At 52.9% G+C, this 23,845-nt stretch carries 26 protein-coding genes; 21 read left to right on the plus strand and 5 right to left on the minus strand.

Going from position 1 to position 23,845, the window contains the following annotated elements; all coding sequences use genetic code 11:
• Positions 1–48 precede the first annotated feature (48 nt).
• The 21 genes from H9S92_RS20780 (at position 49) to H9S92_RS20880 (ending at position 20,363) form a co-directional block, all read left to right on the plus strand.
• On the plus strand, positions 49–2,274 hold the full coding sequence (locus H9S92_RS20780) for a TonB-dependent receptor (protein ID WP_222936192.1): 2,226 nt from the start codon (positions 49–51) through the stop codon (positions 2,272–2,274).
• 8 nt (positions 2,275–2,282) lie between these two features.
• On the plus strand, positions 2,283–3,002 hold the full coding sequence (locus H9S92_RS20785) for a hypothetical protein (protein ID WP_187468625.1): 720 nt from the start codon (positions 2,283–2,285) through the stop codon (positions 3,000–3,002).
• Positions 3,003–3,061: 59 nt separating this feature from the next.
• Complete coding sequence (locus tag H9S92_RS20790; protein WP_187468626.1) at positions 3,062–3,319, plus strand: phosphopantetheine-binding protein; 258 nt, start codon at positions 3,062–3,064, stop codon at positions 3,317–3,319.
• Positions 3,320–3,623: 304 nt separating this feature from the next.
• A complete protein-coding gene (locus H9S92_RS20795) occupies positions 3,624–4,829 on the plus strand; it encodes a beta-ketoacyl-[acyl-carrier-protein] synthase family protein (RefSeq protein WP_187468627.1) in 1,206 nt (401 codons plus the stop codon).
• A 1-nt stretch (position 4,830) separates the two neighbouring features.
• Complete coding sequence (locus H9S92_RS20800; RefSeq protein WP_187468628.1) at positions 4,831–5,811, plus strand: hypothetical protein; 981 nt, start codon at positions 4,831–4,833, stop codon at positions 5,809–5,811.
• Between the two features lie 10 nt (positions 5,812–5,821).
• Positions 5,822–6,223 carry a hotdog family protein gene (locus tag H9S92_RS20805; RefSeq protein WP_187468629.1) on the plus strand — a complete coding sequence of 134 codons (402 nt, stop codon included), beginning with the start codon at positions 5,822–5,824 and terminating at the stop codon, positions 6,221–6,223.
• A complete protein-coding gene (locus H9S92_RS20810) occupies positions 6,216–7,511 on the plus strand; it encodes a phenylacetate--CoA ligase family protein (protein ID WP_187468630.1) in 1,296 nt (431 codons plus the stop codon). The genes H9S92_RS20805 and H9S92_RS20810 overlap by 8 nt, the downstream gene beginning before the upstream one ends.
• Positions 7,512–7,879: 368 nt before the next feature.
• Positions 7,880–9,034, plus strand: coding sequence for a class I SAM-dependent methyltransferase (locus tag H9S92_RS20815; RefSeq protein WP_187468631.1), 1,155 nt, complete (start codon positions 7,880–7,882; stop codon positions 9,032–9,034).
• A gap of 6 nt (positions 9,035–9,040) precedes the next feature.
• A complete protein-coding gene (locus H9S92_RS20820; RefSeq protein ID WP_187468632.1) occupies positions 9,041–10,654 on the plus strand; it encodes an HAL/PAL/TAL family ammonia-lyase in 1,614 nt (537 codons plus the stop codon).
• A complete protein-coding gene (locus H9S92_RS20825) occupies positions 10,654–11,406 on the plus strand; it encodes an SDR family oxidoreductase (RefSeq protein WP_187468633.1) in 753 nt (250 codons plus the stop codon). Before H9S92_RS20820 ends, H9S92_RS20825 begins: the two co-directional genes overlap by 1 nt.
• A gap of 209 nt (positions 11,407–11,615) precedes the next feature.
• Positions 11,616–12,773, plus strand: a complete 1,158-nt coding sequence (locus tag H9S92_RS20830) for a zinc metalloprotease (RefSeq protein ID WP_187468634.1) — start codon at positions 11,616–11,618, stop codon at positions 12,771–12,773.
• Positions 12,774–13,100: 327 nt separating this feature from the next.
• Positions 13,101–14,258 (plus strand): lysophospholipid acyltransferase family protein, encoded by a 1,158-nt coding sequence (locus H9S92_RS20835; RefSeq protein ID WP_187468635.1) that lies wholly within the window; start codon positions 13,101–13,103, stop codon positions 14,256–14,258.
• Between the two features lie 192 nt (positions 14,259–14,450).
• Positions 14,451–14,627: a hypothetical protein gene (locus H9S92_RS20840; RefSeq protein WP_187468636.1), complete on the plus strand. Its 177-nt coding sequence runs from the start codon at positions 14,451–14,453 to the stop codon at positions 14,625–14,627.
• 124 nt (positions 14,628–14,751) lie between these two features.
• Entirely contained in the window at positions 14,752–14,928 is a 177-nt protein-coding gene (locus H9S92_RS20845) for a hypothetical protein (protein WP_187468637.1), read from the plus strand.
• A 126-nt stretch (positions 14,929–15,054) separates the two neighbouring features.
• Positions 15,055–15,231: a hypothetical protein gene (locus H9S92_RS20850; RefSeq protein WP_187468638.1), complete on the plus strand. Its 177-nt coding sequence runs from the start codon at positions 15,055–15,057 to the stop codon at positions 15,229–15,231.
• A 124-nt stretch (positions 15,232–15,355) separates the two neighbouring features.
• Complete coding sequence (locus H9S92_RS20855; protein WP_187468639.1) at positions 15,356–15,532, plus strand: hypothetical protein; 177 nt, start codon at positions 15,356–15,358, stop codon at positions 15,530–15,532.
• Positions 15,533–15,654: 122 nt separating this feature from the next.
• Positions 15,655–15,831: a hypothetical protein gene (locus H9S92_RS20860; protein ID WP_187468640.1), complete on the plus strand. Its 177-nt coding sequence runs from the start codon at positions 15,655–15,657 to the stop codon at positions 15,829–15,831.
• A 174-nt stretch (positions 15,832–16,005) separates the two neighbouring features.
• Complete coding sequence (locus H9S92_RS20865) at positions 16,006–16,701, plus strand: 4'-phosphopantetheinyl transferase family protein (protein ID WP_187468641.1); 696 nt, start codon at positions 16,006–16,008, stop codon at positions 16,699–16,701.
• 5 nt (positions 16,702–16,706) lie between these two features.
• Positions 16,707–17,930, plus strand: a complete 1,224-nt coding sequence (locus H9S92_RS20870; protein WP_187468642.1) for a glycosyltransferase — start codon at positions 16,707–16,709, stop codon at positions 17,928–17,930.
• Positions 17,931–17,933: 3 nt separating this feature from the next.
• Entirely contained in the window at positions 17,934–18,935 is a 1,002-nt protein-coding gene (locus H9S92_RS20875) for an ATP-grasp domain-containing protein (RefSeq protein WP_187468643.1), read from the plus strand.
• A gap of 420 nt (positions 18,936–19,355) precedes the next feature.
• The gene (locus H9S92_RS20880) at positions 19,356–20,363 is read left to right on the plus strand and encodes a hypothetical protein (RefSeq protein WP_187468644.1); all 1,008 of its coding nucleotides are present in this window, start codon (positions 19,356–19,358) and stop codon (positions 20,361–20,363) included.
• Here the strand turns inward: H9S92_RS20880 and H9S92_RS20885 are convergent.
• From H9S92_RS20885 to H9S92_RS20905, 5 genes are read right to left on the minus strand one after another with little or no spacing between them, the layout of a single operon-like run.
• Positions 20,288–20,902 carry a hypothetical protein gene (locus H9S92_RS20885; RefSeq protein ID WP_187468645.1) on the minus strand — a complete coding sequence of 205 codons (615 nt, stop codon included), beginning with the start codon at positions 20,900–20,902 and terminating at the stop codon, positions 20,288–20,290. The genes H9S92_RS20880 and H9S92_RS20885 overlap by 76 nt on opposite strands.
• Positions 20,903–20,909: 7 nt before the next feature.
• Complete coding sequence (locus H9S92_RS20890; RefSeq protein ID WP_187468646.1) at positions 20,910–21,983, minus strand: beta-ketoacyl synthase N-terminal-like domain-containing protein; 1,074 nt, start codon at positions 21,981–21,983, stop codon at positions 20,910–20,912.
• The gene (locus tag H9S92_RS20895) at positions 21,980–22,447 is read right to left on the minus strand and encodes an acyl-CoA thioesterase (protein ID WP_222936193.1); all 468 of its coding nucleotides are present in this window, start codon (positions 22,445–22,447) and stop codon (positions 21,980–21,982) included. Before H9S92_RS20895 ends, H9S92_RS20890 begins: the two co-directional genes overlap by 4 nt.
• On the minus strand, positions 22,444–23,208 hold the full coding sequence (locus tag H9S92_RS20900; protein ID WP_187468647.1) for a hypothetical protein: 765 nt from the start codon (positions 23,206–23,208) through the stop codon (positions 22,444–22,446). The genes H9S92_RS20895 and H9S92_RS20900 overlap by 4 nt, the downstream gene beginning before the upstream one ends.
• 36 nt (positions 23,209–23,244) lie before the next feature.
• Entirely contained in the window at positions 23,245–23,844 is a 600-nt protein-coding gene (locus tag H9S92_RS20905) for an RNA polymerase sigma factor (protein ID WP_187468648.1), read from the minus strand.
• Between the last annotated feature and the right edge of the window lies 1 nt (position 23,845).

Raw genomic sequence — 23,845 nt, forward strand, 5'->3', positions numbered from 1 at the left:
ATACAATTACGCAAGCGGGGGTTCCAACAGTGGATATACCCGAGAAAAATGCTGCTTTTGCTTTGCGCCATTGCCTTTGCGGCGAGCGCGCACCAATTGTCAGCGCAGGCCGACCTGGAAAATTCCGCTGCGGGTAAAACCGTGATCTACGGCAAGGTCCACGATAAAAAAGGGGAACCCCTCATCGGGGTAAGTCTTCAGGTGGAAGGCACTTACGACGGTACAATCACGGAATTCGACGGCAGCTTTCAATTTTCCACGGAAGCCCAGGGCAGCGCCCGGCTCATCGTCAGTATGTTCGGCTTCCAAAACGTGGAGCAAGACATTGTGCTGTCTGGCAACGACAGCCTATCCTTTGACATCAGCTTCGGGAAAGAAACCCTGAACCTGGAGGAAGTAGTGGTCAGTGACGTCCGGCAGGTACAAACGACGGACAAAGCCCGCGCCACCCAGCTCAACCGGGTGGAAGCCCTGACCACGGCAGTAGACGGTAACGTGCAATCGGCCTTCCAAACCATGGCGGGCGTACAACCTACTGCCCTGGCGGGTGGATTGTTCATCCGTGGTGGTGCCGGACGGGAGTCCCAGGCCTTCGTCGATGGGATGCTGGTGGACGACTTTAATTACAGTAGTCCATCGAATACGGCGGGCTCCGCGCGCTTCTCCGCCAATATGTTCAAGGGGAGCTTCCTCAGCACTGGTGGCTTTTCGGCCAAATACGGACAGGCCATTTCCGGAGCCTTGATCCTGGAAACGACCGATGTACCACTCAAATCCAGTGCCGATATTGGCTTGAGCCCCCTGTTCGCCGAAGCCGGGTTTGAAAAAGTCAACCAAAAAAAGAACTTCTCCTACGGGGCGACCGGCAAATACCAGAACCTGGGCATTTTCCTGCGCCTGATGCCCACCAGCATGCAGTTTACCGAATACCCTTTGACCTACGAAGGGACGGCCAACTTCAAATGGCGCCCGAAAGAAGGCACCCAGGTAAAAACCTTCGCCAGTTACGGAGATTCCCGCCTGGGGCTTTTTAACCAAGATCTGGACGAAGCCTCCGTATTGGAGCACACCAAACTCCGTAACCGCAACCTGTTTTGGCAGAGCACTTTTAGCCACGATTTATCCAACCGTTGGTCCTTATCCGGCGGGGCGGGATACGGACGACGGCAGACGGACGTCAACCAGTTTGCCTCCAACGATGAAATGACCCCGCTGGGGGAAATCTTCGAAGTTGACGAAGCCAACACCCTCAGCCAGGCGCGGGTCAACCTCAGCCACCGCAAAAAAGGCCAGACCCTGGACGTGGGCGCGGAAGTCCAGCACCGCAGTGACGTCATCCAGGCCGGTGGAATATCCGGGACGCTGAACGACACCTACGGCGCGGCCTACGCAGAAAAGGCGGGCGTGCTGTTTGGTCGCCTCCAGGGCCGGGCGGGATTGCGGCTGGAAAACAGCCAACTCCTGGAAGAGACGACGCTTTCGCCCCGCGTGAACCTTAATTATTTGTTGGGCCGCGACGAGCAGATTTTTGCTGGCTGGGGCAGTTTCAACCAACGGCCAGATACCCGACAGCTTTACCAAGAAAACGGGCAACTGAATTTCGAGCGCGCCCAGCATTACACCCTGGGCTACAACCGCAGCACCAACAAGCGGAGTTTCCGGGCGGAAATGTACTGGAAAGAATACGACAAACTGGTATTGTTCGATACCGACCTGGAGTCGGCCCGCTACGCCAATACGGGAAATGGCTTTGCCCGGGGTTTGGATGTTTTTTACCGCGATAAAACGCTGCACAAGGGCACCGACTTCTGGCTCACGTACAGTTTCGTGGATGCCGAACGCCGCTACGCACATTTCCCCATCGCTGCCCAGCCCAATTTTGTAGCCAACCACGTAGGTAATATTGTGGTAAAGCATTTTTTCCAAAAGCAAATGGTGAATTTGGGGATGACGTATACGATGGCTTCGGGCCGGCCCTACTTCAACCCCAACCGACCGGTGGAAGAATTCCACAGCGATAAAACACCGGCCTTCCATAATGTCAATTTCAACATTGCCTACCTGCCCAAAACGAAAAAGGCATTCACCGTAATTGTCCTTACGCTCTACAATGCCTTCAACTTTAACCAAACACTTAATTACGAATACAGCCCCACCAACTTTGACGTCCGCCGCGGCGTGGGGCCTCTGACGGAGCGCTACGTATTTCTCGGCTTCTTCGCCAATTTCGGAATCGACCGCACGGACGACATTATTAATCAACAATTAAATTAATTTTTACCATGAAAAAGTTCATTTTCTTCTTCTTCGTTGCCCTGGGCAGCACCTTCTTCAGCAGCGCTAGCGCCGTCACCTCTGACTCCGGCACGACCGTTGCCACTACCCTCACCACCCCAGTTGCCGACCTCTGCAGTGCGGTAGCCGATCTCCGGGAAGCAAAAACCCAAAAAGAGATCGAAGCGGCGGCGGGTGCATTCGAAACCCTGCGCCAACAAGACGCGGGCAACTGGCTCACGCACTACTACGCAGCTTACGCCTACGGCCGCATTGCCCACATCACCGGGGAAATGAAAACGATCGATGGCTGGGTGGAAAAAGGCACCGAAGCCATCCAGGCCGCAGCAAAATGCAATAATGCCGACGTGAGTGAAATTAAGGTTATTGAGGCTTACCTCGATTACGCCAGCATTCGCGTCAACCCCATGGTCCGGGGATTCAAATTGAGCAGTACCGCAATGAGCAAACTGAGCAGTTCACTGGATGCCGATGGCAATAATCCCCGTGCCTACTTGCTCATCACCCAGCATTTGATCAACGTTCCGGCCATGCTCGGCGGTGACCCCGAAAAAGCCTGTAAATACAATGCTGCGGCGCAGAAAACCTACGCCATGCAGGAAGCGGACCAAAACCGCGACCCTCTTTTTCCCACTTGGGGCCGCGCCGATAGCGACGAAATTGCCACCAATTTCTGCAACGAAACGGAAACCAAAAAACGGGATTAAGCCTCTCATTTTACTATTCCAACCAGTCTCCTTTTTCATAACCTTTCAATTCAAAAATCATGTCATTCATTGACACCCTCAAACTGCGCATCATCGACGAACTTGCCCTCGACGTAAGCCCCGACGAAATCAACGCCGACGAGCCCCTTTTCGGTGGTGGCCTTGGCCTGGACAGCATCGACGGTCTTGAGCTGGTCGTATTGCTCGAAAAGTATTACGACATCAAGGTCGGCCAAGACGAGGATATGCAGCAAATCTTTTCCTCCGTCAACGCCCTGGCCAATTACATTACCCAGCGCAGCGCTGCGGTGGCGTAAACGAGCCCTTGCATCTACTCTCTAAAAGGCAATTTTTGATTCGGCTCCCGCTTGTGGGAGCCGGATCAAGAGGGCCAGGATTTCACCCAATAATTGCGTGCATTGGTAATTTGTTCGGGATACTGCGGCCACTCAAGCTTCTGAAAATGGGCGCGGCCGCAGGTGCCCGGTAAGTTGAACGGGCAATGCCAGCCCCAACGGCCAACACCCCTACCCTATTTAAAGGAATCCGACTAAGGATGTATCCAAATATTATCACCCGGTGCCACCCTTCTACGGCGCTAGCAAAATAAATTCCTCTTCCATGGAACCAATTTACATTACCGGCATGGGCATGAATTGCTCCTTAGGCTGGACGCCGGAGGACATTCACCAGGCCCTACTCAGCGGAGTAGCTTCGGGCATTAGCGATATTGAAATCCTTTCCACCCGTCACCGCGGCACCTTTCCCGTGGGAGAAATTAAACGGGAAACGGAAGACCTGCGGAGTCTGGTGGCGAATTCGGGAGCTTTACCCCTAAACCGGACCACCATTTTGGCAACGCTGGCCGTGGAAAACGCCATCGAACAAGCCCGGTACGTACACCGCACTGGTGGACGGCTAGGCCTTATTTCCGGCACAACCGTGGGTGGTATGGATGCTTCGGAGGATGGCTACATTGACCACGTTGCTGGCCGCGTTCACCCCACTAATTTTTTTCAGGTGGGTGATTGCGCCTTTTGCGCCGAATTTCTTGCCGACCGGCTCGGCGGCGTCAACTACCTATCTACCATCAGCACCGCCTGCTCCTCCTCGCTCAATGCTATTGGTAATGCCGTGCAAATGTTGCGGGCCGGGCAGTTGGACGTGGCCATTGCCGGGGGTGCCGATGCCTTGTGCCGATTTACCATCAATGGATTCAACAGCTTTATGCTACTAGACCAGGAGCGTTGCCGCCCCTTCGACGCCAGCCGTTCGGGCATTAATCTGGGGGAAGGCGCTGCCTACTTCGTACTGGAAACTGCCGCCTCGTTGCGCAAATCCGGTAACGAGCCCCTGGCCATGATTACGGGCTACGGCAACCACAACGACCGCTACCACCCTTCTTCAATTTCGCCGGTGGGGGATGGGATCCAATTGGCCATGTCTTCGGCCATCAACGAAGCGGGGCTGAAGACCCAACAAATTAATTACGTGCTTACCCACGGCACGGCAACCCCGAATAACGACGCGAGCGAAGGGGCCGCCATTGAGGGGGTATTCTCTTCCGGAGAAACCCCGGCCTACATCTCCCTGAAATCCAGCTTCGGGCATACCCTGGCGGCATCTGGCGCGCTGAATACGGGGGTTGGAATCACCAGCATCCTGACGGGAACCAAATACGCCAGTTACAACTGGAGCCAGGCCATGCCGGAGCTGAGTTCTGTCCCCCTGACGAATACAGCGCAGGACGCCCTAGTAAACCACGTCATCATCAATGCCACGGGGATGGGCGGCTACTGCTCCTCCATGGTACTAAGCAAAAGCTAATATGCAAGCATTATACATCAACGGATCCTCGCGCATCGGTGCCCTTCTGTCCGCTCCATCCTTTTCCGGACTCGCCGTTGCGGATGAGCCCGACTACACGGAGTACCTCCCCAAGAATAGCTTACGTCGTTTAGATCGGATGTCAAAATTCGGCTTGTACACGACTTACGCTGCACTTGCGGCCGCGCAATGCGAACAACCCGCAGGCATCATCATGGGCGTTGGTCAAACGGTGAGCCAAATCCTCGACGAAATGGTGCGAAAAATGATTGACCAGCAGGAGGGATTGACCAATCCGACTAGTTTCATGAACAGTTTGCTAGGCACAGCCGCCGGGCAAATTGCCTTACAGCTATCATGCAACGGATATACCAATACGCACACGCAGCGCGGATTTTCGGTAGAAGCAGCCCTAATGGATGCGGTCCTCCAACTGGCCAGTTGCCCCGAGCAAGAGTTTGTGGTCGGTGGACTGGATGTCACCCACGACTCCTACGTAGACCTAGCGAAAAACTATGGTCACTTTGCCAGCCGCTCCGCCCCCCAGGTGGAACGACAGATCGCCGAAGGTGCCGTAAGCATGGTAGTTTCGGGAGTTCCCGGAGCCCATTCCAAGGCTTGTATCAATGGAATTTACACCATATTCCTGACCGACGAAGCGATCAACAATTGGTCGGCCAAGGAATTAAAGCAGGCCTTATTCAACGGCGCTGGTCCCTGTGTTGATTTGGTACTCAGCGGCCGGCCCTTGGGCAACGAAGCACAAAGTATTTACGACCGGGTGCTAACGGAATACGAGGGCAACACGCCCATCAGCGCATTTAAAGAACGGACGGGAGAATTTCCTACCGCCACCGCGCACGGCATTTACCTGGCCGTAGAATCACTCAGCACGCAGGCCGCTGGTGAGGTGAATAGTGTACTGGTCATTAATAATTTTGGTGACCGTTACTTGAGCGCCATTTTAGTCACCCGCCCATAACTCACGCGCGATGCATTTCATAAATACACTATTCACTGTCAAAAGCCAAACGCTCTCCGCCGCCGGGGGCAACTTCCTGCTGGCGATCAACGCAGCGCACCCGATTTACCGTGGGCATTTCCCGGATAACCCCATTACTCCGGGAGTGTGTTCGCTTGAAATCATTACGCAGCTCGCCGCAGCGCATTATTCGGGCTTGGAAAAACCGGTGGAAGTAGAGTCCATTAAATATCTGGGATTCGTAAATCCACTACAGACGCCGGAGGTAACGGTTGAGATCAGCATCAGCAACCTGGGTGGAGAAGATTGGCGGCTGCGCGGAACGCTGAGTGCCGACCAAAAGCCCGCCGTAAAAATGGTAGCGAAGTACCGGGTGACTTCCCCCACCGTAAATCTAAAATACCATGACTAAGTACGCCAACCCCTTCATCTTTGCCCAGAAGCATGTGCTGCCACCGAGGGTCCGCAAGACTTTGTACTACGTAGGGGCATTTAGCCCGTACTACCGTAAGCTCTTTGCCGACCTCGGAATCAATCCGAATAATATTAAAACCTACGCAGACTTCCGGCGTATCCCCTGTACGACCAAAGCAGACATTGCTCCGGATTACCAGCGTTTCGTTTGTGTACCTCCTGATCGCATCGTTGATCGGTCGTGCACCTCGGGCACTACGTCGGCACCCACGCCCTTTGTGCTGACCGAGGCGGACCTGCACCGCCTGACCGCCAATGAGGCCAATTCATTAGCTACGGCTGGGATCACCCGTGAAGATTCGGTGATGCTGTGCTGCACTATTGACCAGCGTTTTATGGCCGGGCTGGCCTATTTTCTGGGCCTGCGGCAAATTGGGGCCTCCGTCATCCGGCAGGGGGTGAGCAACCTACTTGGGCAATGGGATTGTATCCTGGCAGAAAAACCCACGGCCATCATCTGCGTGCCGTCGTTTCTGCTGCGGATGATCAGGTTTGCCCAGGAGCATGGCATAGACTACCGCTCCACCTCGCTGCGCAAAGTAGTTTGCATTGGGGAGAGCATTCGGCAGCCTGATTTCAGTTGGAATGAACTGGGCAGGCGCTTGCATGAGGCGTGGCCAGAACTGTCTTTACACAGCACTTACGCTTCTACCGAGATGGGGGCAGCGTTTACCGAATGCTGGGCCGGACAAGGTGGGCACCACAACCCGGAATTAACCGAAATTGAAGTCCTTGACCCGCAAGGTTTACCGGTCGCTCCGGGCGAAACCGGCGAGTTGGTGGTCACTACCCTGGGCATTGAAGGCATGCCCCTCATTCGCTTCCGTACCGGAGACTTGGTACAGCTCCACCTCGAACCCTGTTCTTGTGGATTAACCACGCCGAGAATTGGCCCCGTCATCGGCCGCAAAAACCAGATGCTCAAAGTGCGGGGAACCACCATTTACCCACCCGCCATTCACGATGCCCTAAATTCTTTGCCGGAGGTAGATAAATACGTCATTGAAGTATTTACCAATTGCAACGGGCAAGACGACCTCAGGATTCTCTACACTGCTTTGCCCGATACGGATGAAAAACTCCTCCACCGTTGCTTACTAGAAATATGCAGCGCCCGGCTCAGAATAAAGCCAACGCTGCTGCAAATTTCCGAAGGCGAAATAAATCGAATCCAGTTCCCCGGAAGCGGCCGCAAGCCCATCACCTTTATTGATTCGCGAAAATAAATATCAATTATTGCCAAAGTAAACGCGAAGTGAATTAGACGCCGAACTATTGTTTTCTATAGATTAATGCACGTGTTTACTTATCCGGCAAGTTTACGCGAAGCAGCACCAGGGCGGGGATTCAATTGTTCAGCTCTGGTGCCTTCCAGCTTAAACCGGTAACTCACAAGGTAAATCATCATCAAAATTCTGCACGCACTGTCTCGTCCACTACGCCATTTAAAATGACGTATTCCTCTAAAGCTCTCCGTAAATACGGAGAGCTTTTTTTATTTATTTTGCTTTATTATTTTTAATAAATAAGTACTCCAAAGCGTAGCGAGAAGAGCCCTTTCAACGTCTAATATACGAAATTAAACATTCATAAAATGTCACTAATCACTCAGCCATCCACGGCCTTTCACGGTGAGAAAATACACAGTTACGACCAGTATGTAAAAGGCAATGAAACGCGGTTTACGGCGGTCAGCAGCTTACTGGCCAAGACCATGCTTGAGTGGTCTGGGGACAAGCTTTCGACCGCGAAATTTACGGCTGATGACTTAGCCCGGGAATTAGGCGTCAAGGAGAGCCAAAGCCAACTGTTTGTAGCCCTCCTAAAGACCTTGGTACGATCCGGACACTTAAGCGAGGTGGATGGATGGTATACGCTCAACGCTTTCGATTCAGCGTCTTTAGACCGATTAGTGGCCTCGCTGTACAATGAAGGGTTATCCGTTCTGAATTTGGATCAACAGACAATGGAAGCGATTCGGCCAGGATTTGAATTGGCCCGCATTTGCATCCCAAACCTGCCTGCCGTGCTGCAAGGCGAACTTAGCGGCGTACAGTTGCTTTTTTCCGCAGACAATTTCGCGTACAGCACCGCGATTTACGGCGACCACATCCAGGAAGTGTACTATGGCCTTATTGCGGAGCAGATCGTCAAAAAATGCTTTGAAATTTGGTCTGAAACGCCCGATCGGCAAATCCGCATTCTCGAAATCGGTGCGGGAAGTGGGAAAGGCACGATGCGGATGCTGGAAGCATTGCGTCCTTATGGCAACCGCGTTCATTTCTGCTTTACGGACATTGGCAACAGTTTCCTGCGGCGTGCTAAGCAAGCGTTTAAAGACTTTGACTTCTCCTTTGACTTTCGCCTCCTGGACATCGGCCAGGACCCTGAAGCACAAGGCTTTTCAGCCGAAAGTTTTGACATTGCATTTGCCACCAACGTTCTGCACGCCACTCCCGATCTAAGGGATACCCTACGCAATACCGCGTGGCTATTAGCGCCCCAAGGGAACGTTTACATCAACGAAATAGCGCACGATCTGGCCGTAAATACGGTATCATTTGGCACAACACCCGGCTGGTGGCTACCTGATGATGGATTGCGCCTACCCTATTCTCCAGTAGCGACCACGCAGACTTACCGAGCGCTACTTCAATCTTTAAATTTTGAACGGATAAGCATTGTCGGTTACCCTGGAGTTTCCGAAGCTGAGTTGGTTCAAGCCATTATTCACGGGGTAAAAAAATAACCAATCATGAGTAAAGCATACGAAAAAGTTGACCAGGTGCTCAATGCCGAAACCTGCTGGGTAGGCGCTAATCGACTGAGCATTGAGTCCCTCGAAAAAGTCTTATACGGCAATGCCAAAGTGGGCCTGACGGCACAAACCTGGCAGGAGCTCAACAGTGGCCACGAGTTTTTGAAAGATTTCGCGGACGATAAGGTCATCTACGGCGTCAATACCGGTTTCGGACCGATGGCTCCTTACAAGATCCCCGACGATAAGCACCTGGAGTTGCAACTCAACCTGATTCGCAGCCACTGTTCCGGCTCAGGAAAGTTAGTCAGTGAAACCCAAACCCGGGGATTGATGATCGCTCGCTTGAGCAGCCTCGCTAAAGGCTATAGTGGCATCCATCCTGAGTGGGCAGAATTGCTGGTCAAGCTGATTAACGCCAACGTCAATCCACACATTTACGAGCACGGCGGCCTGGGAGCCAGCGGAGATCTTGTACAACTTGCGCATCTGGCTTTGTGCCTGATTGGCGAAGGTAAAGTCCGGATTGACGGTGAGGACAAGCCCGCAGCGGCGGTATTTGCCCAGCAAAATTGGCAACCCTTGCTGCCAAGAATCAGAGAAGCCCTGGCCGTTTTAAATGGCACTTCAGCAATGACGGGCTACGGCGCTGTAAACGTAATTCGCGCCCGCCGCTTGCTGGAATGGTCGGAGTTGAGTTCCGCCTTGCTCATCGAAATTGTGGGCAGCTACGACGATTACTACTCCGAAGAACTCAACGGGGTAAAGGCCCACGCCGGGCAGCAGCAAGCCGCCAGCCGCCTGCGGGAAATCCTCTTGGGCAGCAAACGCCTGCGCGACCGTTCCGACCACCTCTACCGGGCCCACGAAAACAAACGCTTGGATGACAAGGTCCAGGAATACTACAGCATCCGCTGCCTCCCCCAAATCATGGGGCCAATTCTTGACACCTTAGTCGATGCTCAAAAAACGGTAGAAGACGAACTCAACAGCGTCAGCGATAATCCGATCATCGACTACCGCAACGAAAACGTCTTCCATGGAGGAAACTTCCACGGCGATTACGTAAGCCTTTCCATGGACAAACTCAAGATCGCCATTACGAAACTGAGCCTACTTATTGAACGGCAATTGAACTATTTGCTCAACGACAAGCTCAATCAGCAACTGCCCCCATTCGTCAACATGGGAACGCTGGGACTAAACCTCGGCATGCAAGGTGCACAGTTTGTGGCTACTTCAACAGCATCTGAAAATCAATCCCTGTGTAGCCCAGTCTACATCCACACGATCCCGAGTAACAACGACAACCAGGACATTGTCAGCATGGGCGCGAACGCAGCGCTGATGGCCAACCGAGTAATCGAAAACACCTTCGAAATCCTGGGCGTCAAACTTCTCACGGCCGTCCAAGCCGTTGATGCGCTCGGCATCCAAGACGCTCTGGCACCTGCTACCCGCAACCTTTACGACAGCGTACGCAAACTGGTACCGGCCTTCAGCCAAGACGCCATCATGTACGAGTCTACCCACGCCGTAGTTAATTTACTTTCCGACACTGATCCACGGACGATTACCAATCATGATGGGAACAAAAAATCATTTAACTGATGAATACGCCCAATCTAACCAATAAATACGCCCTGGTAACCGGGGGAAGTCGCGGAATAGGTAGAGCGACCTGCATCGAACTGGCCCGCATGGGGTACAACGTCTTGATCAACTACCTCAACAATGGCGAAGCAGCTGTGGAAACCGCCCGCGCCGTGAACGAAACGGGCCGGATTGCCGAGTGCCTCAAGTTCGACATCAGCGAAGAGGAAGAAGTAGAAAACGTTTTGGGGGGCTGGATCAGATCGAACCCCGATTGTGTGATCGAAGTCTTGGTCAATAACGCTGGCCTGCGCCGCGACAACCTCTTCGTCTGGATCAATAAAAAAGAATGGAAGTCGGTCTTCAATACCAACGTAGATGGCTTCTACCACGTATCCCGGCAGGTACTACGCACGATGCTCAAACAACGCTACGGACGCATTGTAAACGTGGTGAGCATGGCTGGCCTGGTTGGCCCCCAGGGGCAAACCCACTACGCGGCAAGTAAAGCTGCACTCATTGGCGCCACGAAAAGCCTATCTAAAGAGGTAGGCAAACGCAACGTAACGGTCAATTCTGTAGCTCCGGGCTACATCCGCACGGAAATGATTGCGGACATTGACGAGGATTCGCGCGCCAAAAGTATTCCGGTGAAGCGCTTTGGCGAACCGGAAGAGGTAGCCTCCCTTATCGGCTTCCTTTGCTCAGATAAAGCGTCCTTCATCACCGGAGAGACCCTGAATATCGACGGGGGCGGCGCAATCATCTAAAGAGCCCACTGCTCTTGAGCATCCAATACATACCACTACCCGCGATTTAGGTGCGGCACGCTTCCTTGACATAAGCCGTTGCGCTCAAGAAGAGGAACCGACACTTGCTTATCCTGAAATACCGCTCCTTGCTTGGGGTAAGGACCCGCCAGCTCCTCTTGGCCCACCGTTCTCACCCTGCATTTCTTAAAAATTAAAAGTTTATTACCATGAATTTCGATCAATTAGAACTCAAACCAACCGATGGCGAGCAGTACTTGGCCTCCGTTGATGGAAAATACTTCTACATTGGCCCCTTGTTGTACGAGATTGCCGTTCGTGCAAAATCCCTCCGGTCGCCAGTGGAGATTGTAGAGGATCTGCGTAAAGACCTTGCCGTAGAAATCAACGTGGAACAGGTCGAGAAAGCGCTCGAAAACATAAAAAAGCAGATCAACCCCAAAGGAGACGGAGATAGTGAACCTCAAACCCGCCAGAGGTCCAGCTATATCCACTTCAAATTAAAACTGATGGGGGGTAATGTGCTGGACAAGATCACCATGCCACTTGCCAAGTTGTTCACACCATCGGCGGCCATTACCTTATCCTTGATCTCGCTGGCCCTCACCGCTTTCTACTACCTACTGGTAGAACGACCCACAGTCAGCCTAACCTTCAACGAATTAATTTCTGCGTACCTGATCTTATTCGCAGTCTTTTTCATTCATGAATTGGGTCACGCCGCGGCGACTAAATACTTCGGGATGAAGCCCCACGAGATCAGCTTTGGCTTTTACCTGATTTTCCCCGTTTTCTTTGCCGATGTTTCCGAAGCTTGGTCATTGAATAAGTACAAACGCATAGTCATTAACCTTGGGGGAGTGTACTTCCAGCTGATTATCAATGCCATACTTATCAGCTTAGCCCTTGCCTACCCCACTTCCTCCGTTTTTACCACGCTGATCTACACCAACGTAGCGGTCATTCTATACTCTTTGATTCCATTTCTCCGCTATGATGGGTACTGGATCTATTCTGACCTATTCAACATCCCGAATCTCATGGGCAAGAGCATAGTTCTCCCGTACCAAATGTGGCACGATTACAAAACGGGGTATAAGGAAAAAACCAACTGGCCCCTACTGATTTATGCGGCCTCCAATTACATCTTCTTCGGCGTCATGTTTTTCTTTATTGGCCGCTACGTCGCCATGTCTGTGGAATCGGTGTCTAATACCATTGCCACGAGTAATTTGAGCTGGCAAGAATTCTTAGGAGATGTAGAATACTCCTTCTTTTTCCGCCTGTTTGTTGTCCTTTTCATGACTAGTTTCTTAGGCTACCGCCTTGTTCGCTACGGATGGAAGAAATTCATTCAGTACATCTAGCCGAACCTTTGCAAGGCGTCAAATAGGACTTGCTTAAAAGTACAGCTCACCTCTTCCAGTACTAACATTGTACACAAGGGATGACTTGACCAGCTACAGCTGCTCCGGAGGAAGAGTAAGCTTCAGCAACAGCCTTGAAAGAGGGCAACAGCCCCCGCAGCCGGAAGCAAACGCTCACCAAATTGGTCTCGTAAGAAATTCAATGCACTCTTCTCCAAGGCTCAATTTTGCCTAAGGGTTAAAAAGCAGGAATCGTTCACCAATCAATCATCAACCATCAGGCCTGCAAGCAAGCAGTGCGGAGTGGCCTACAAAAAATACACAGCCATGAGTTCTAATCATGAAAGCCAACTTGAAAGCGTAGGTCTGGAGCGGGTAGATCACCCCATGCGCAAGCGCTTTCTATTCTTCCGGGGTAACCACCGTCATTTCTTTGGAGACGCTCCGGGCGCAGATTACGAAGCACTTTTTCAGCGTCATCTGTCTTTGAAGGAAGAAGCGCCAAAACAATACGACACCGAAAATTTGGCTTACGCAATGGCAAACTACCGAATTATCGACGACTACGGAGCTCTTCCCTTAGCAACCAGTCAGGCGGTAATGGTCAGTTCCTTCCACTACGGTGCTTACAATCTTTTGGGCGGCTTTCTATTGAACGAAGGAGTAAAGTTCTCCGTCTTGGCCAACGGAGCCAAGTATTTTGAACAGATGAAGGCCTACCAGACCCAAAAGGCCGAGGCAAATGAACTGGTACATGGCCCGGTGGTGCTGACGGAATCCGATGTCATCAACCCCCGAGACTTTAGCAACATGATCCAAATGATGCAAAAAGTCCGCCAGGGCAACAGCATGCTGGTCTACGCCGATGGCCTTGAAGGGCAAGGAGGTTATTTTGACCGTAACAGAATGGAACGCGTACCCTTTTTAGGTCGAGAAATATACGCTCGCCAGGGTACCGCCAGCCTAGCCTACAAACTTAAACTACCCATCGTATTTGCTATGGTGGAAAGTGATGCACAAGGGTTTGCGGTACGGTTCTTCCCCGTCCTCTACCCCTCTGACTACTCCACCCGAGACAGCTTTGTACGGGCCTATTGCGAACTTAGTTATTTGTATTTGGAACGCTACGTAAAAGCAGCTCCGGAGTTGTGGGAAATTTTTGACCGCCTGCACATCTGGCTACCGAAGGATACTGCCCCAGCTACTACGCAGCAAATGAACGCCAATTGGAGTATACCAGAGTGGTGCAGTTACAACGAAGACCGATTTGGTATTTTTCAGGAGGATTCCAAGTCCTACTTACTGGACTCGCATAATCTCGACATCATGGCGATTTCGAATGCTCTAGCCCTGCTTTTACAGAGAATCAAAGTAGCTCCAGGAAAAGTCATTTCAGAAATTCTCCCCCCGAGCATTTTAAGCGACCTTTTCCAACGCGGTATCCTCATCAAGGAAAATATCGAGAATGAAGTGCTCGCGGCCTAAATCAATAGTCAAGATTAGGGCCCGGCCTTAACTGTGGCATGCAAAACATCTCACTCCTTAAGAGAAATCATCACCTACGCTCTACGCTGCCCAGCAGCCAATAATAGCTAATAACAGACGACTTTGTCAGGGTTTCCCTTAAACAAAACGTCACCTTCACCATCATTTTTTCATTCATCAATTCCTTTCATCATGAGTAAGCAAATTACCACCCCCACTACCCAAGACTTCACCAAAGGCCTCGAGATCGTCGAGCTCGAGCAGCGCTTGGAAATGGTTCACCTCACCGCCGTAGAAGCTGAGGCTTCTAGCCGCTGCGACATCGACGGAGACGTCGAGTTGCCAGAAATCGAGGCCCGCATCTCGTAGGTTACGTTTAGCTGGCTTTGGCCTGACAGCATCCAACCTTGCGCATTTTTTGGTGGCTTAAACCCATTAAACATAGCGCTCCCATCACCATCCTCCATTCTTTCATTCATCAACTCCTTTCATCGTGAGTAAGCAAATTACCTCCACCACTTCCCAAGACATCACCAAAGGCCTCGAGATCGTCGAACTCGAACAGCGCCTGGAAATGGTTCACCTCACCGCCGTAGAAGCCGAGGCTTCCAGCCGCTGCGACGTCGGCGGAGACGTAGAAGTGCCCGAAATCTCGGTACGCATGGCCTAAGTCAAGCCCAGCTTGCTTTAGCCCCACACCATATAATCTGCGTGATTTTGGTGGCTTAGCCCCAGCAAATGAAGCGCCTCCATCACCATCCTCCATTCTTTCATTCATTCATCAACTCCTTTCATCATGAGTAAGCAAATTACCTCCACCACTTCCCAAGACCTCACCAAAGGCCTCGAGATCATCGAACTCGAGCAGCGCCTGGAAATGGTTCACCTCACCGCCGTAGAAGCCGAGGCTTCCAGCCGCTGCGACGTCGGCGGAGACGTAGAAGTGCCCGAAATCTCGGTGCGCGTGGCCTAAGTCAAGCCCGGCTTGCTTTAGCCTAAGTTCCTCCAACCTTGCGCATTTTTTGGTGGCTTAGCCCCAGCAAATGAAGCGCTTCCATCACCATCCTCCATTCTTTCATTCATCAACTCCTTTCATCATGAGTAAGCAAATTACTACCCCTACTTCCCAGGACCTCACCAAAGGCCTCGAGATTGTCGAGCTCGAGCAGCGCCTGGAAATGGTTCACCTCACCGCCGTAGAAGCTGAGGCTTCCAGCCGCTGCGACGTCGGCGGAGACGTAGAAGTGCCCGAAATCTCGGTACGCATGGCCTAAGTCAAGCCCGGCTTGCTTTAGCCTAACACCATATAACCTGCGTGATTTTGGTGGCTTAGCCCCAGCAAATGAAGCGCTCCCATCACCATCCTCCATTCTTTCATTCATCAACTCCTTTCATCATGAGTAAGCAAATTACCACCCCTACTTCCCAGGACCTCACCAAAGGCCTCGAGATCGTCGAGCTCGAGCAGCGCCTGGAAATGGTTCACCTCACCGCCGTAGAAGCTGAGGCTTCCAGCCGCTGCGACGTCGGCGGAAACGTTGAAGTCCCCGATATTCAAGTACGCATGGTTTAAGCGCATAACTTAAGCTCCCAAAAGGGAGAGGAGGACCAAGTTCGCTTGGTTCTCCTCTCACCTTTTCAAAAAATACACTCTTTTAATTTATAGCAAACGAGGCTAGTCCAAGCCAATAACGAATAAACACCTTAACACATTTATCAGCATCTGTAACGATGAAGTAATGGCAGCATGAAATCATATACGGTACACTGTGGGGTCTTTGGCGCTCAGTTCGACTTTTCAGCGGAGTCGATCGCTCTTGCGGTATCTGGATTGCCGAATACTTCCTTCCGAGAGTCTATCCTGCGGTACAAAAGACCCCGCCAACGCTGGATGTCTTTATTGAGCAGACAGCTTCTTCTACAGGGCTTAGGGGAAGAAAACAGACTGGTAGATCAAAAGACAGTTTGGTCCCTGACGGAAACCGGTCGGCCATACCTGAATTCATTCCCTGATTTCAACATCTCCCACTCGGACAAAATTGCGGTCTGCGCCATCAGCAACAACCAAAACCGGGTGGGAATTGACATCCAAGTGGAACGGCCCATTGGCGAGCACCAATTAAAGTTGGTACTAACTAAAGCGGAACTAGCGTGGGTCGGAGATAGTCAAGCAAAAGCGACCTACCTATGGTCACGTAAAGAAGCCGTTTCAAAACTCTTGGGCTTGGGAATGCGAATAAATTACCGCAACCTGGAAGCCTTGAGCAACCAGGTTCGGCTAAACGGTAACACCTATTTTCTCAAAAGCCTCCCGATCGCCCGTGGTTATCAATGCACTTTAGCGGCAGATACCCCCTTTACCATCAGCGTGAATTTTTACAATTGGTTAACCCTTAACCAATTGCAAAAACACTCCTCCTCCCTCATTCATTCAGCAAATTAAGCGTCATGTCCAACCAGCCAAAAGTTCTCGTCTTCGCCTTCGACTTGCTCGCGCACTATACCCGTTGCTTACGCATCGCGGAGTTACTGGAAAAGCACTTTGAGTTTATATTCCAGGAATCTGACTATGACAAAGTGGTACAGCGACAAGGCTTCAAAACTTTTCCCTGCTTACGGCTGGCCGAGAAAGAATTAGTAGCCAATGGTTGCCGGGAAGACGTAATGAACTGGCCACGGACCGATATGGAAAAAGTAATGCTGGCCCAACGAGCGGCGATCGAGCATTACAAGCCATCGTTCGTTCTGGGAGACATGAGCCCTACGCTCAGTATGGCCGCAGAGATGAGCGGTGTGAAGTACGTTAGCGTTGTAAATTCTTACTTGAGTAGGTACTGCGACGTCCCTTTTGAAATGCCCGATTGCTTACCAAATATTACGGAAGACATCATTGACGTACCTCCTTTCTACCGTTCGAAATTAGTCGATCGAGAAGGTTTCATCGCCGTAACGCGCTCGCAAAAGGAGTTTCGTTTCTTACGCCGGCAGTATGGATTAACCAAAAAGCTCAATCTGGCACTGGAATTAGAAGGTGACCAAACCTGGATTTGTGACAGCCCCCTATTTCATCCCATCAAGTCGGAGCTACCTGAAACGGTGGAGGCCATCGGCCCCCTCCGTTTTTTCCCGCAGGGTCTTTGCGCCGAGGATATTCCGGTGCGCTTGGATAAAAAAAGCATCATGGTCACCATGGGAAGTTCAGGTAATTATGACTTCCTGCACAAGCTAGCGGATCCCGCCCTGGCGGATTACGAATTTTTGGTTTGTGGCAGCCCCAGTGACCTCGAGTTGTCCGATAACGTACGGGACATCAAGTTTGCCGATTTTAATACGCTAATCCCACGGGTAGACTTGGTCATTTGCCACGGCGGCAACGGAAGTTTGTACCAGGCCTTGGCCGCAGGAAAACCCTCCCTTTGCTTTCCAAGCTTTTTCGAGCAACGCTTCAATTCCGAGCGCATCGCAGCCTTGGGCTGGGGGGATGTTTTAGCACACGACGTAATTGCTCAAGATCTGCACGCAGCAATTGAAACCTGGGCAGGAAAAGACCTTACCCCCATCGCCGAAAACATTGCCAACTGGGAAAGCCGGCAGCAGTCGATTCTGGAGAATCTAACGGGTCGGCTACTGAAAACGGACACCGAAACTTGGAACATTCAACAAGTTGCCTAAGCTATGGTACTCATTCTCTCCTACGATGGTTACGAACAAGGCACGGAAGGGGTCATTGACTGGCTGCTTTACTACGGCCACCCCTTTTTACGGGCCAGTGCAAATGCGTTGCTGCGCCCGGATTCAGATTGGGAGATCAGCATCCACGATGGCCAGGTCAACTTCCAGGGCGTAAACCTGAAGGCGGAGACCGGGGCCATCTATTTCCGTCGTTTCGAAGCAAAGATCCCTTACTACGACGTGGGAGACCCGAAGATCAGCCGACAACTGCAACAGGAATTGCGCGGCGAAGCCGAAAGACTCACCACCTTCGTCGCCGACAGTTTGGCCGATAAGTTTTGGCTACCCACCATAGCTGCCGCCAACCGCGCGGCCAATAAGCTATCTACCCTGACCCTCGCTTCGACTTGTGGACTCGCCGTGCCGCAAACCCACATTTGCCGCAGCAGAAAAGAGGTGTCCCGTTTGTTCGAGAGCTGCGAAGAAGGTTGGATTACTAAGCCCATCGAATATTGTGGCTATTATTCCCGGGACGAATTTGCCTACACCACTTTCACTTCCCGCTTGAATTCCACCCAGGTAGCCGAATTGCCAGAGCGTTTTTACCCGAGCCTGCTGCAACAATGCATCCCGCCCAGTTACGAAGTTCGGAGTTTCTACCTCATGGGGCAGTTTTATTCCGAGGCAACCCTCACGGATTGCAGTACGACGGATATGGGCGAAACTACGTTCATGGACATCAAGCTCAAGACCAACGACGAAAAGACGCGCTACGTTCCGTACCAACTACCCCGGGCAATAGAAAAAAAGCTGGAGCGCCTCATGCAGCTGCTGGATCTCAACACTGGCAGCATTGACCTGATTGTTTCGGAAACGGGCGAATATTATTTCTTGGAGGTAAATCCTTGCGGCCAATTCTCTGCCCCTTCGGAGCGGGCCAATCTCCAGCTGGAAAAACGCGTAGCCGAAACGTTAATTGAAAAAGACCTGCACTATGGAAAGTAAACCTTACAATGACTTATTCGCTAGCCTGGAAGAGGGACAGTTACCCATCCCGTATTTATTCATTGCCAGGATAAACAGAGCGGCGGTACCAGAACTCTCCAAACGAGACCGACCAGCAGCAGTTGCCCCGCGCCACAAGTGTGACAACCTGCCCATCATCGGTCCTGATGTTTTCAGTGATAGCGTATGGTGGGAGGGAGACTTGGCGAAATAAAGGCAAATGAAATGGTTATTCTCAAAAAGCCGGGGCTTGGTCCATTCCCTGCTCTCCCCCTTTGGGGGTTGGGGGGCGTCTTGACTCCCCCCTTTGGGGGGCCGGGGGGGAGCACCTGCGGCCGCGCCCATAATGGTTCACCCATAATAAACCGCATAAATTTACTTTCCTCCATCCTTGCGTGAAGCGCCAAAAAAATATGCCTTATGGAATATCTTCAACTACACGCCCACGTCCAATTTGTAAAGGGCTCGGAACTCGGTGCACTGTATGATTTGCAGCGGGGAAGGGTTCGCGCGGCGCCGTTGGTACTGGAACAAATTCTCCAAGCCTACGCCACGTTGCCCCTTACGGAGGTATTAATTCAGTGTTTTGGGGGTAATAAATCAGTATTTGACCGCTATACCCAATTTTTGATTGGTGGCGACTGGGCATTTATTACCGCGCACCCCCAGCGCTTTCCCAGCGCCAGCCTGGATTGGGACAGCGCCTATCGCCTCCACAGTGCCATTGTTGCGCACGATTTTTTGCGTCCTTACGATATTCGTCGGGCGCTGGAGGAGATTTCCGATATTGGTTGCCGGCACCTTGAGCTTCAACTTTACCACTACCCAACCACCGGTAAAACGGCCGACGACGCCTGGGCAGCAGTAGGAGAAGCCTTACGCGCCGGAGAATTCCGACGCTGCACCCTGGTCATATCCCCCACCACGGATGACTCCCCATTGGCCATTGAAACCATTGCAGGATTTCTACAGGATTGGCCAAGGATGGGCACCGTGGTCATGCTGGGGCAGCATGATGACCGGAGCCTGGAGCAATATGGCCAACAATATCACCTGCGGCGCGCGCTGACGATTGGCGAATACGCACGCAAGACTTGGGAGCTGCACCCCGATACGAATTTTGTGGGACCGAATTATTTCCGGGAGGCGAAAGTCGCCAACCCCTACTTTAACCGACGTCTGGCCATTGACCCTGCGGGCAATTTTAAAAACGACCTCCTTTACGGTGGGAATGATATTTTCGGAAAAGTAGGAGAAAGGCCGATCCGGGAGGTGATTGCCGACCCGAACTTTCAACGCCGCTGGCAAGCTGGTCCCGACGCTATTGCCCAAACCAAGAGCAATCCCCTGCGCTATTGCATTCGGTACGACCGGCCCATTGAGGCCGACCCCAGCAATCCGGCGGCCTGGTCTTTTGCGTCGGCATAGCACAGGAGAAGTTCGACGGCGAGTTCCGTTTCGGTTTGCTCCACCCAGGCGACCAGGCACACCTTGGCGGGTCCGTATTTCAAACACATTTCTACCGTCTCGGCAATGGCCGACGACCGGGGACCATCCTGGATCAACACAAAGTGCTCCCCCCGCACCGCATAACAGGCGGCAACCTGACCCGCAACCATATTGGGCAGGGTCTGCACGAAAACACGCGGACTGGAGCGGCCACCCGCCCCCATGCTTTTTTGGTACACCAAATCGGTCACCAACGAACCACTGTAGGTAACAAAAACCGCCGCCCGCTGCTCCGGCAAAATACCGTGCCAGCGCCGCTGAAAATGCAGGCAAACCGCCGTTGCGGCCAGGCAAGCCAAACCTACGTCATCCACTACACTGAAGCGATACTCAGGCCCGACGTAAAATTCGTGCAATAGACCGAGGTGAAAATCGCGCAGTGCTTGACTAGGATTACGCCGGCGCAGCGGTGCCCCGTTCCAAAAAACAGCCTCAGTGGTAAGTTTGACCTGTTTCATAGTTTGCTTATGCTTTACGGAGAAGGATGGCTGCGTTACCGCCCCCAAAACCAACGGCAATGTTGAGTGCATTCCGGATGGGCTTGAGCTCGATGTTGCGGGAAATGTTGACGGCAGCGGTCGTGCCCGGTCGTGCAAAGCCTACCGAGGCGAGGATGGTGTTTTCCTCCATACACTGTTGGGTGATGATGGTCTCCAACACGCCACAGGCTCCGAGCGTATGCCCCAGTTGTCCTTTCACACTGAAGGTGGGCACGGCGGCCAGACCACTCGAAAAAATGGCCTCACTTTCCGTGTTGTCATTCAGCACCGTGGCCGTGCCGTGACCGCAAATGAAGTCGGGCACTTGATCGCCGCAGCTCCGCCGGATGCAATCCTGGAGGGCCGTACCTTCGGGGGAGGGCCGGGAAATGTGGTAACCATCGTTGGAGGTAGCGCCACCGACGATGCTGATTTCACCCGCTTGCGGGGTGCGCCATTCCAAGTAGACCGTCGCGGCCGCACTAGCGAGGTTGATGCCATTGCGGTCTGCGTCGTAGGGGCGGCAAAAGGTAGTGGAAACGGCCTGGATGCGGTTGAATCCGCTCAAGACGAAGTCGGAGGCCAGATCACAGCCACTCACGGCCACCCGCCGGTATTTTCCGGAGCGCAAAAGGCGTTCCGCGTGGATGATGCCCGCCAGGCCGCTGGTGCAGGCCGTACTGATGCAAATTGGCGGCTGAACAAGGCCAAGCGTGTTTGCCACCGTTTGGGCGCTCGCGCTGAGGGGGTAGTCTCCCCTACCCTTTTGGAGCGCGGCAACGTTTCCCTTGGCCGAACCGAGGATCCAGGTGGTTTGGGGGTCTGACCAACGCCAGTTGGGGGGAGGATTTTCCAGGGTCCGCCGCAGCAGTTCCGTGAATTCGGGTTCACCACCCTGCCCGGTTTCGGATACGCGGCCGACGGGACAATGAATGCCCTCGGCAGTTTCTTCGGCCTGGAGGCCGATTTTTCCTTGGCGGAGAGCAGTCCAGATCGCAGCACTACTGTCGCCCAGACAACTCAGGGCGGCGTGGCCGGTGATGACGGCGGCAGCACTCATCGGTCCGCTTTTTTGGCGCGGCTCAACCATTGGTAGTGCCAATCGGGAAAAGAAGGCAGGGTCCGGCCGCTGTCTAAGTCTTGCAACACCTGCTCGGTATTCCCCCGGCAGTAGACGGTGCGCCCGTCGAGGCTGGTCAGGGTGTAGCGAAAGCAGATTTTGGCCTGGGGCTTTTCGATGTACTCCGTCACGATGCGCACCTTATCGCCGTACTTCAAGGAACGGCGGTAGTCGATATCGACGTGTACGATGGGCGCGCGCACCCCCCGGTCGAGCAAGTGCTGGTAGCCAATTTCATATTTCGCGCCGAAGGCTTCGCGGCCTACTTCGAGATACCCCACGTAGTGGCCGTGCCAGACGATATGGTAGCTGTCCACTTCGTTAAAGCGTACTTCCAACTCCGTAACGTGGCGCAGTACCGACTGGGGTGCGTCCTCAGACGCGCGAGGAGCTGCGTACATCATGGTTGCTTGTTTGTGGCCGTTACCGGGTTGTAAAAACAGTATTTCGCCGCTATCTCCAGCCAATCCAGTTCCCCCCAGTGGGGTACGATGGGGTAAATGTCGGCGGGGAAAGTAGCTCGCTCGGCGGCGTAGGCTTCGGCAGCGGGTGCGGCGTATTGGCAGCATTTCTCGCGTCCACCGCCAATCTGGGCCGGGATCTTGAGGTAGTGCTGGCCGAGCATGGACAAGACGCGGGGGTTTTTAGGATTGATTTCGTAGGCCTTGCGCAAGTATTTTTCCGCTTGCATGCTGGACTCCAGACCACGCCCCATATAGTCCACCTGCAAGCGACCGTACTGGACGAGCGCGCGAACAACCAGCAGTTCTTCCTCGGCCAATCCACCAATTTCTTCTGCTTTTGCCAGGGCATTTTCGCTGCGGTCGCACCAACGGTCGATTTCGTCGAGGTCTTTTTCCCGGAAGGCAATGGTGGCGTAACTGAAAGCCAGGTAATACTGTGGCAATGCTTCCGTCACCTCTACCCGGGCAATGCGTTCTAAGGCGGAGATGACCCGGCGGAGCTCTGCGTCGGCGATCATGGCGTCCAGCTTAACGATCTCCTTGGCCATAGCCTTGTAGTAGGCACTTTCCGTATCCCAGGCTGCGGTAGTATTCTTGGCGGGTTTGGTTTTGCCTTGGGCAGACGCCGCAGTGGCGAAAAGCAGGACGCAGAGCAAGACTAAAAATACCCGGTACCCGGTACTGTTTTGCAGAGAAAACATAACAATTCTTTTTTAAGAGCTAAGTAATGCAGCCGATCAGGCCATGGGAATATCCTTGCGGTACCAGCCCGGACAAAGGTCTTTGATTTCCGGTCCGAAGTACTGTTCGAGGCCTGCCTTGGCCTTGGCGCGGGCGCGGGTGAGTTTGGTACGGACGTGGCTGGGCGTACACCCCAGGAAGCTGGCAATTTCGGCAATGTCCCGCTGCTGGAAATAGTGCAGGTCAAGAATCATCGCATCCGCCTTAGGTAGCCGTTGTACGGCGGTGCGTACGCGTTGGGCATCTAGGCTGTCCATTACCCGGTCGGGGGAAACGGTACCGGAAACCGTCCCTGCGTAGCGTTCGCGATTGGCTCCGCGGCGCTTTTGGCTGCTGAGGTAATCCAGCGCGACGGTCCGAACAATGGTGTAAAGCCAGGTGCCGAAACTGGCATCCCCCCGGTACCGATCCAGTTTTTCGTAGGCCTTTATGAAGGCTTCCTGCCGGATCTCATCAATTGTGGAAGGGCAGTCGGTATAGCGCCGGAGGATGGCAGAGACCTCTTTTTCGTATTGGCCAACGAGGTCCGCAAAGCTGATTTTGGTGATGTTGGCACCGAACTTGTTCTGGTTGGTGCCTGGAGCATTAGTAAGCATA

The organism is Neolewinella lacunae (genome assembly GCF_014349155.1).
In the GTDB taxonomy this organism is placed as follows: domain Bacteria; phylum Bacteroidota; class Bacteroidia; order Chitinophagales; family Saprospiraceae; genus Neolewinella; species Neolewinella lacunae.

Coding starts and splice junctions, on each gene's coding strand:
- H9S92_RS20780 (WP_222936192.1), top strand. CDS start 49: ATGCTGCTTTTGCTTTGCGCCATTGCCTTTGCGGCGAGCGCGCACCAA.
- H9S92_RS20785 (WP_187468625.1), top strand. CDS start 2,283: ATGAAAAAGTTCATTTTCTTCTTCTTCGTTGCCCTGGGCAGCACCTTC.
- H9S92_RS20790 (WP_187468626.1), top strand. CDS start 3,062: ATGTCATTCATTGACACCCTCAAACTGCGCATCATCGACGAACTTGCC.
- H9S92_RS20795 (WP_187468627.1), top strand. CDS start 3,624: ATGGAACCAATTTACATTACCGGCATGGGCATGAATTGCTCCTTAGGC.
- H9S92_RS20800 (WP_187468628.1), top strand. CDS start 4,831: ATGCAAGCATTATACATCAACGGATCCTCGCGCATCGGTGCCCTTCTG.
- H9S92_RS20805 (WP_187468629.1), top strand. CDS start 5,822: ATGCATTTCATAAATACACTATTCACTGTCAAAAGCCAAACGCTCTCC.
- H9S92_RS20810 (WP_187468630.1), top strand. CDS start 6,216: ATGACTAAGTACGCCAACCCCTTCATCTTTGCCCAGAAGCATGTGCTG.
- H9S92_RS20815 (WP_187468631.1), top strand. CDS start 7,880: ATGTCACTAATCACTCAGCCATCCACGGCCTTTCACGGTGAGAAAATA.
- H9S92_RS20820 (WP_187468632.1), top strand. CDS start 9,041: ATGAGTAAAGCATACGAAAAAGTTGACCAGGTGCTCAATGCCGAAACC.
- H9S92_RS20825 (WP_187468633.1), top strand. CDS start 10,654: ATGAATACGCCCAATCTAACCAATAAATACGCCCTGGTAACCGGGGGA.
- H9S92_RS20830 (WP_187468634.1), top strand. CDS start 11,616: ATGAATTTCGATCAATTAGAACTCAAACCAACCGATGGCGAGCAGTAC.
- H9S92_RS20835 (WP_187468635.1), top strand. CDS start 13,101: ATGAGTTCTAATCATGAAAGCCAACTTGAAAGCGTAGGTCTGGAGCGG.
- H9S92_RS20840 (WP_187468636.1), top strand. CDS start 14,451: ATGAGTAAGCAAATTACCACCCCCACTACCCAAGACTTCACCAAAGGC.
- H9S92_RS20850 (WP_187468638.1), top strand. CDS start 15,055: ATGAGTAAGCAAATTACCTCCACCACTTCCCAAGACCTCACCAAAGGC.
- H9S92_RS20855 (WP_187468639.1), top strand. CDS start 15,356: ATGAGTAAGCAAATTACTACCCCTACTTCCCAGGACCTCACCAAAGGC.
- H9S92_RS20860 (WP_187468640.1), top strand. CDS start 15,655: ATGAGTAAGCAAATTACCACCCCTACTTCCCAGGACCTCACCAAAGGC.
- H9S92_RS20865 (WP_187468641.1), top strand. CDS start 16,006: ATGAAATCATATACGGTACACTGTGGGGTCTTTGGCGCTCAGTTCGAC.
- H9S92_RS20870 (WP_187468642.1), top strand. CDS start 16,707: ATGTCCAACCAGCCAAAAGTTCTCGTCTTCGCCTTCGACTTGCTCGCG.
- H9S92_RS20875 (WP_187468643.1), top strand. CDS start 17,934: ATGGTACTCATTCTCTCCTACGATGGTTACGAACAAGGCACGGAAGGG.
- H9S92_RS20880 (WP_187468644.1), top strand. CDS start 19,356: ATGGAATATCTTCAACTACACGCCCACGTCCAATTTGTAAAGGGCTCG.
- H9S92_RS20885 (WP_187468645.1), bottom strand. CDS start 20,902: ATGAAACAGGTCAAACTTACCACTGAGGCTGTTTTTTGGAACGGGGCA.
- H9S92_RS20890 (WP_187468646.1), bottom strand. CDS start 21,983: ATGAGTGCTGCCGCCGTCATCACCGGCCACGCCGCCCTGAGTTGTCTG.
- H9S92_RS20895 (WP_222936193.1), bottom strand. CDS start 22,447: ATGATGTACGCAGCTCCTCGCGCGTCTGAGGACGCACCCCAGTCGGTA.
- H9S92_RS20900 (WP_187468647.1), bottom strand. CDS start 23,208: ATGTTTTCTCTGCAAAACAGTACCGGGTACCGGGTATTTTTAGTCTTG.
- H9S92_RS20905 (WP_187468648.1), bottom strand. CDS start 23,844: ATGCTTACTAATGCTCCAGGCACCAACCAGAACAAGTTCGGTGCCAAC.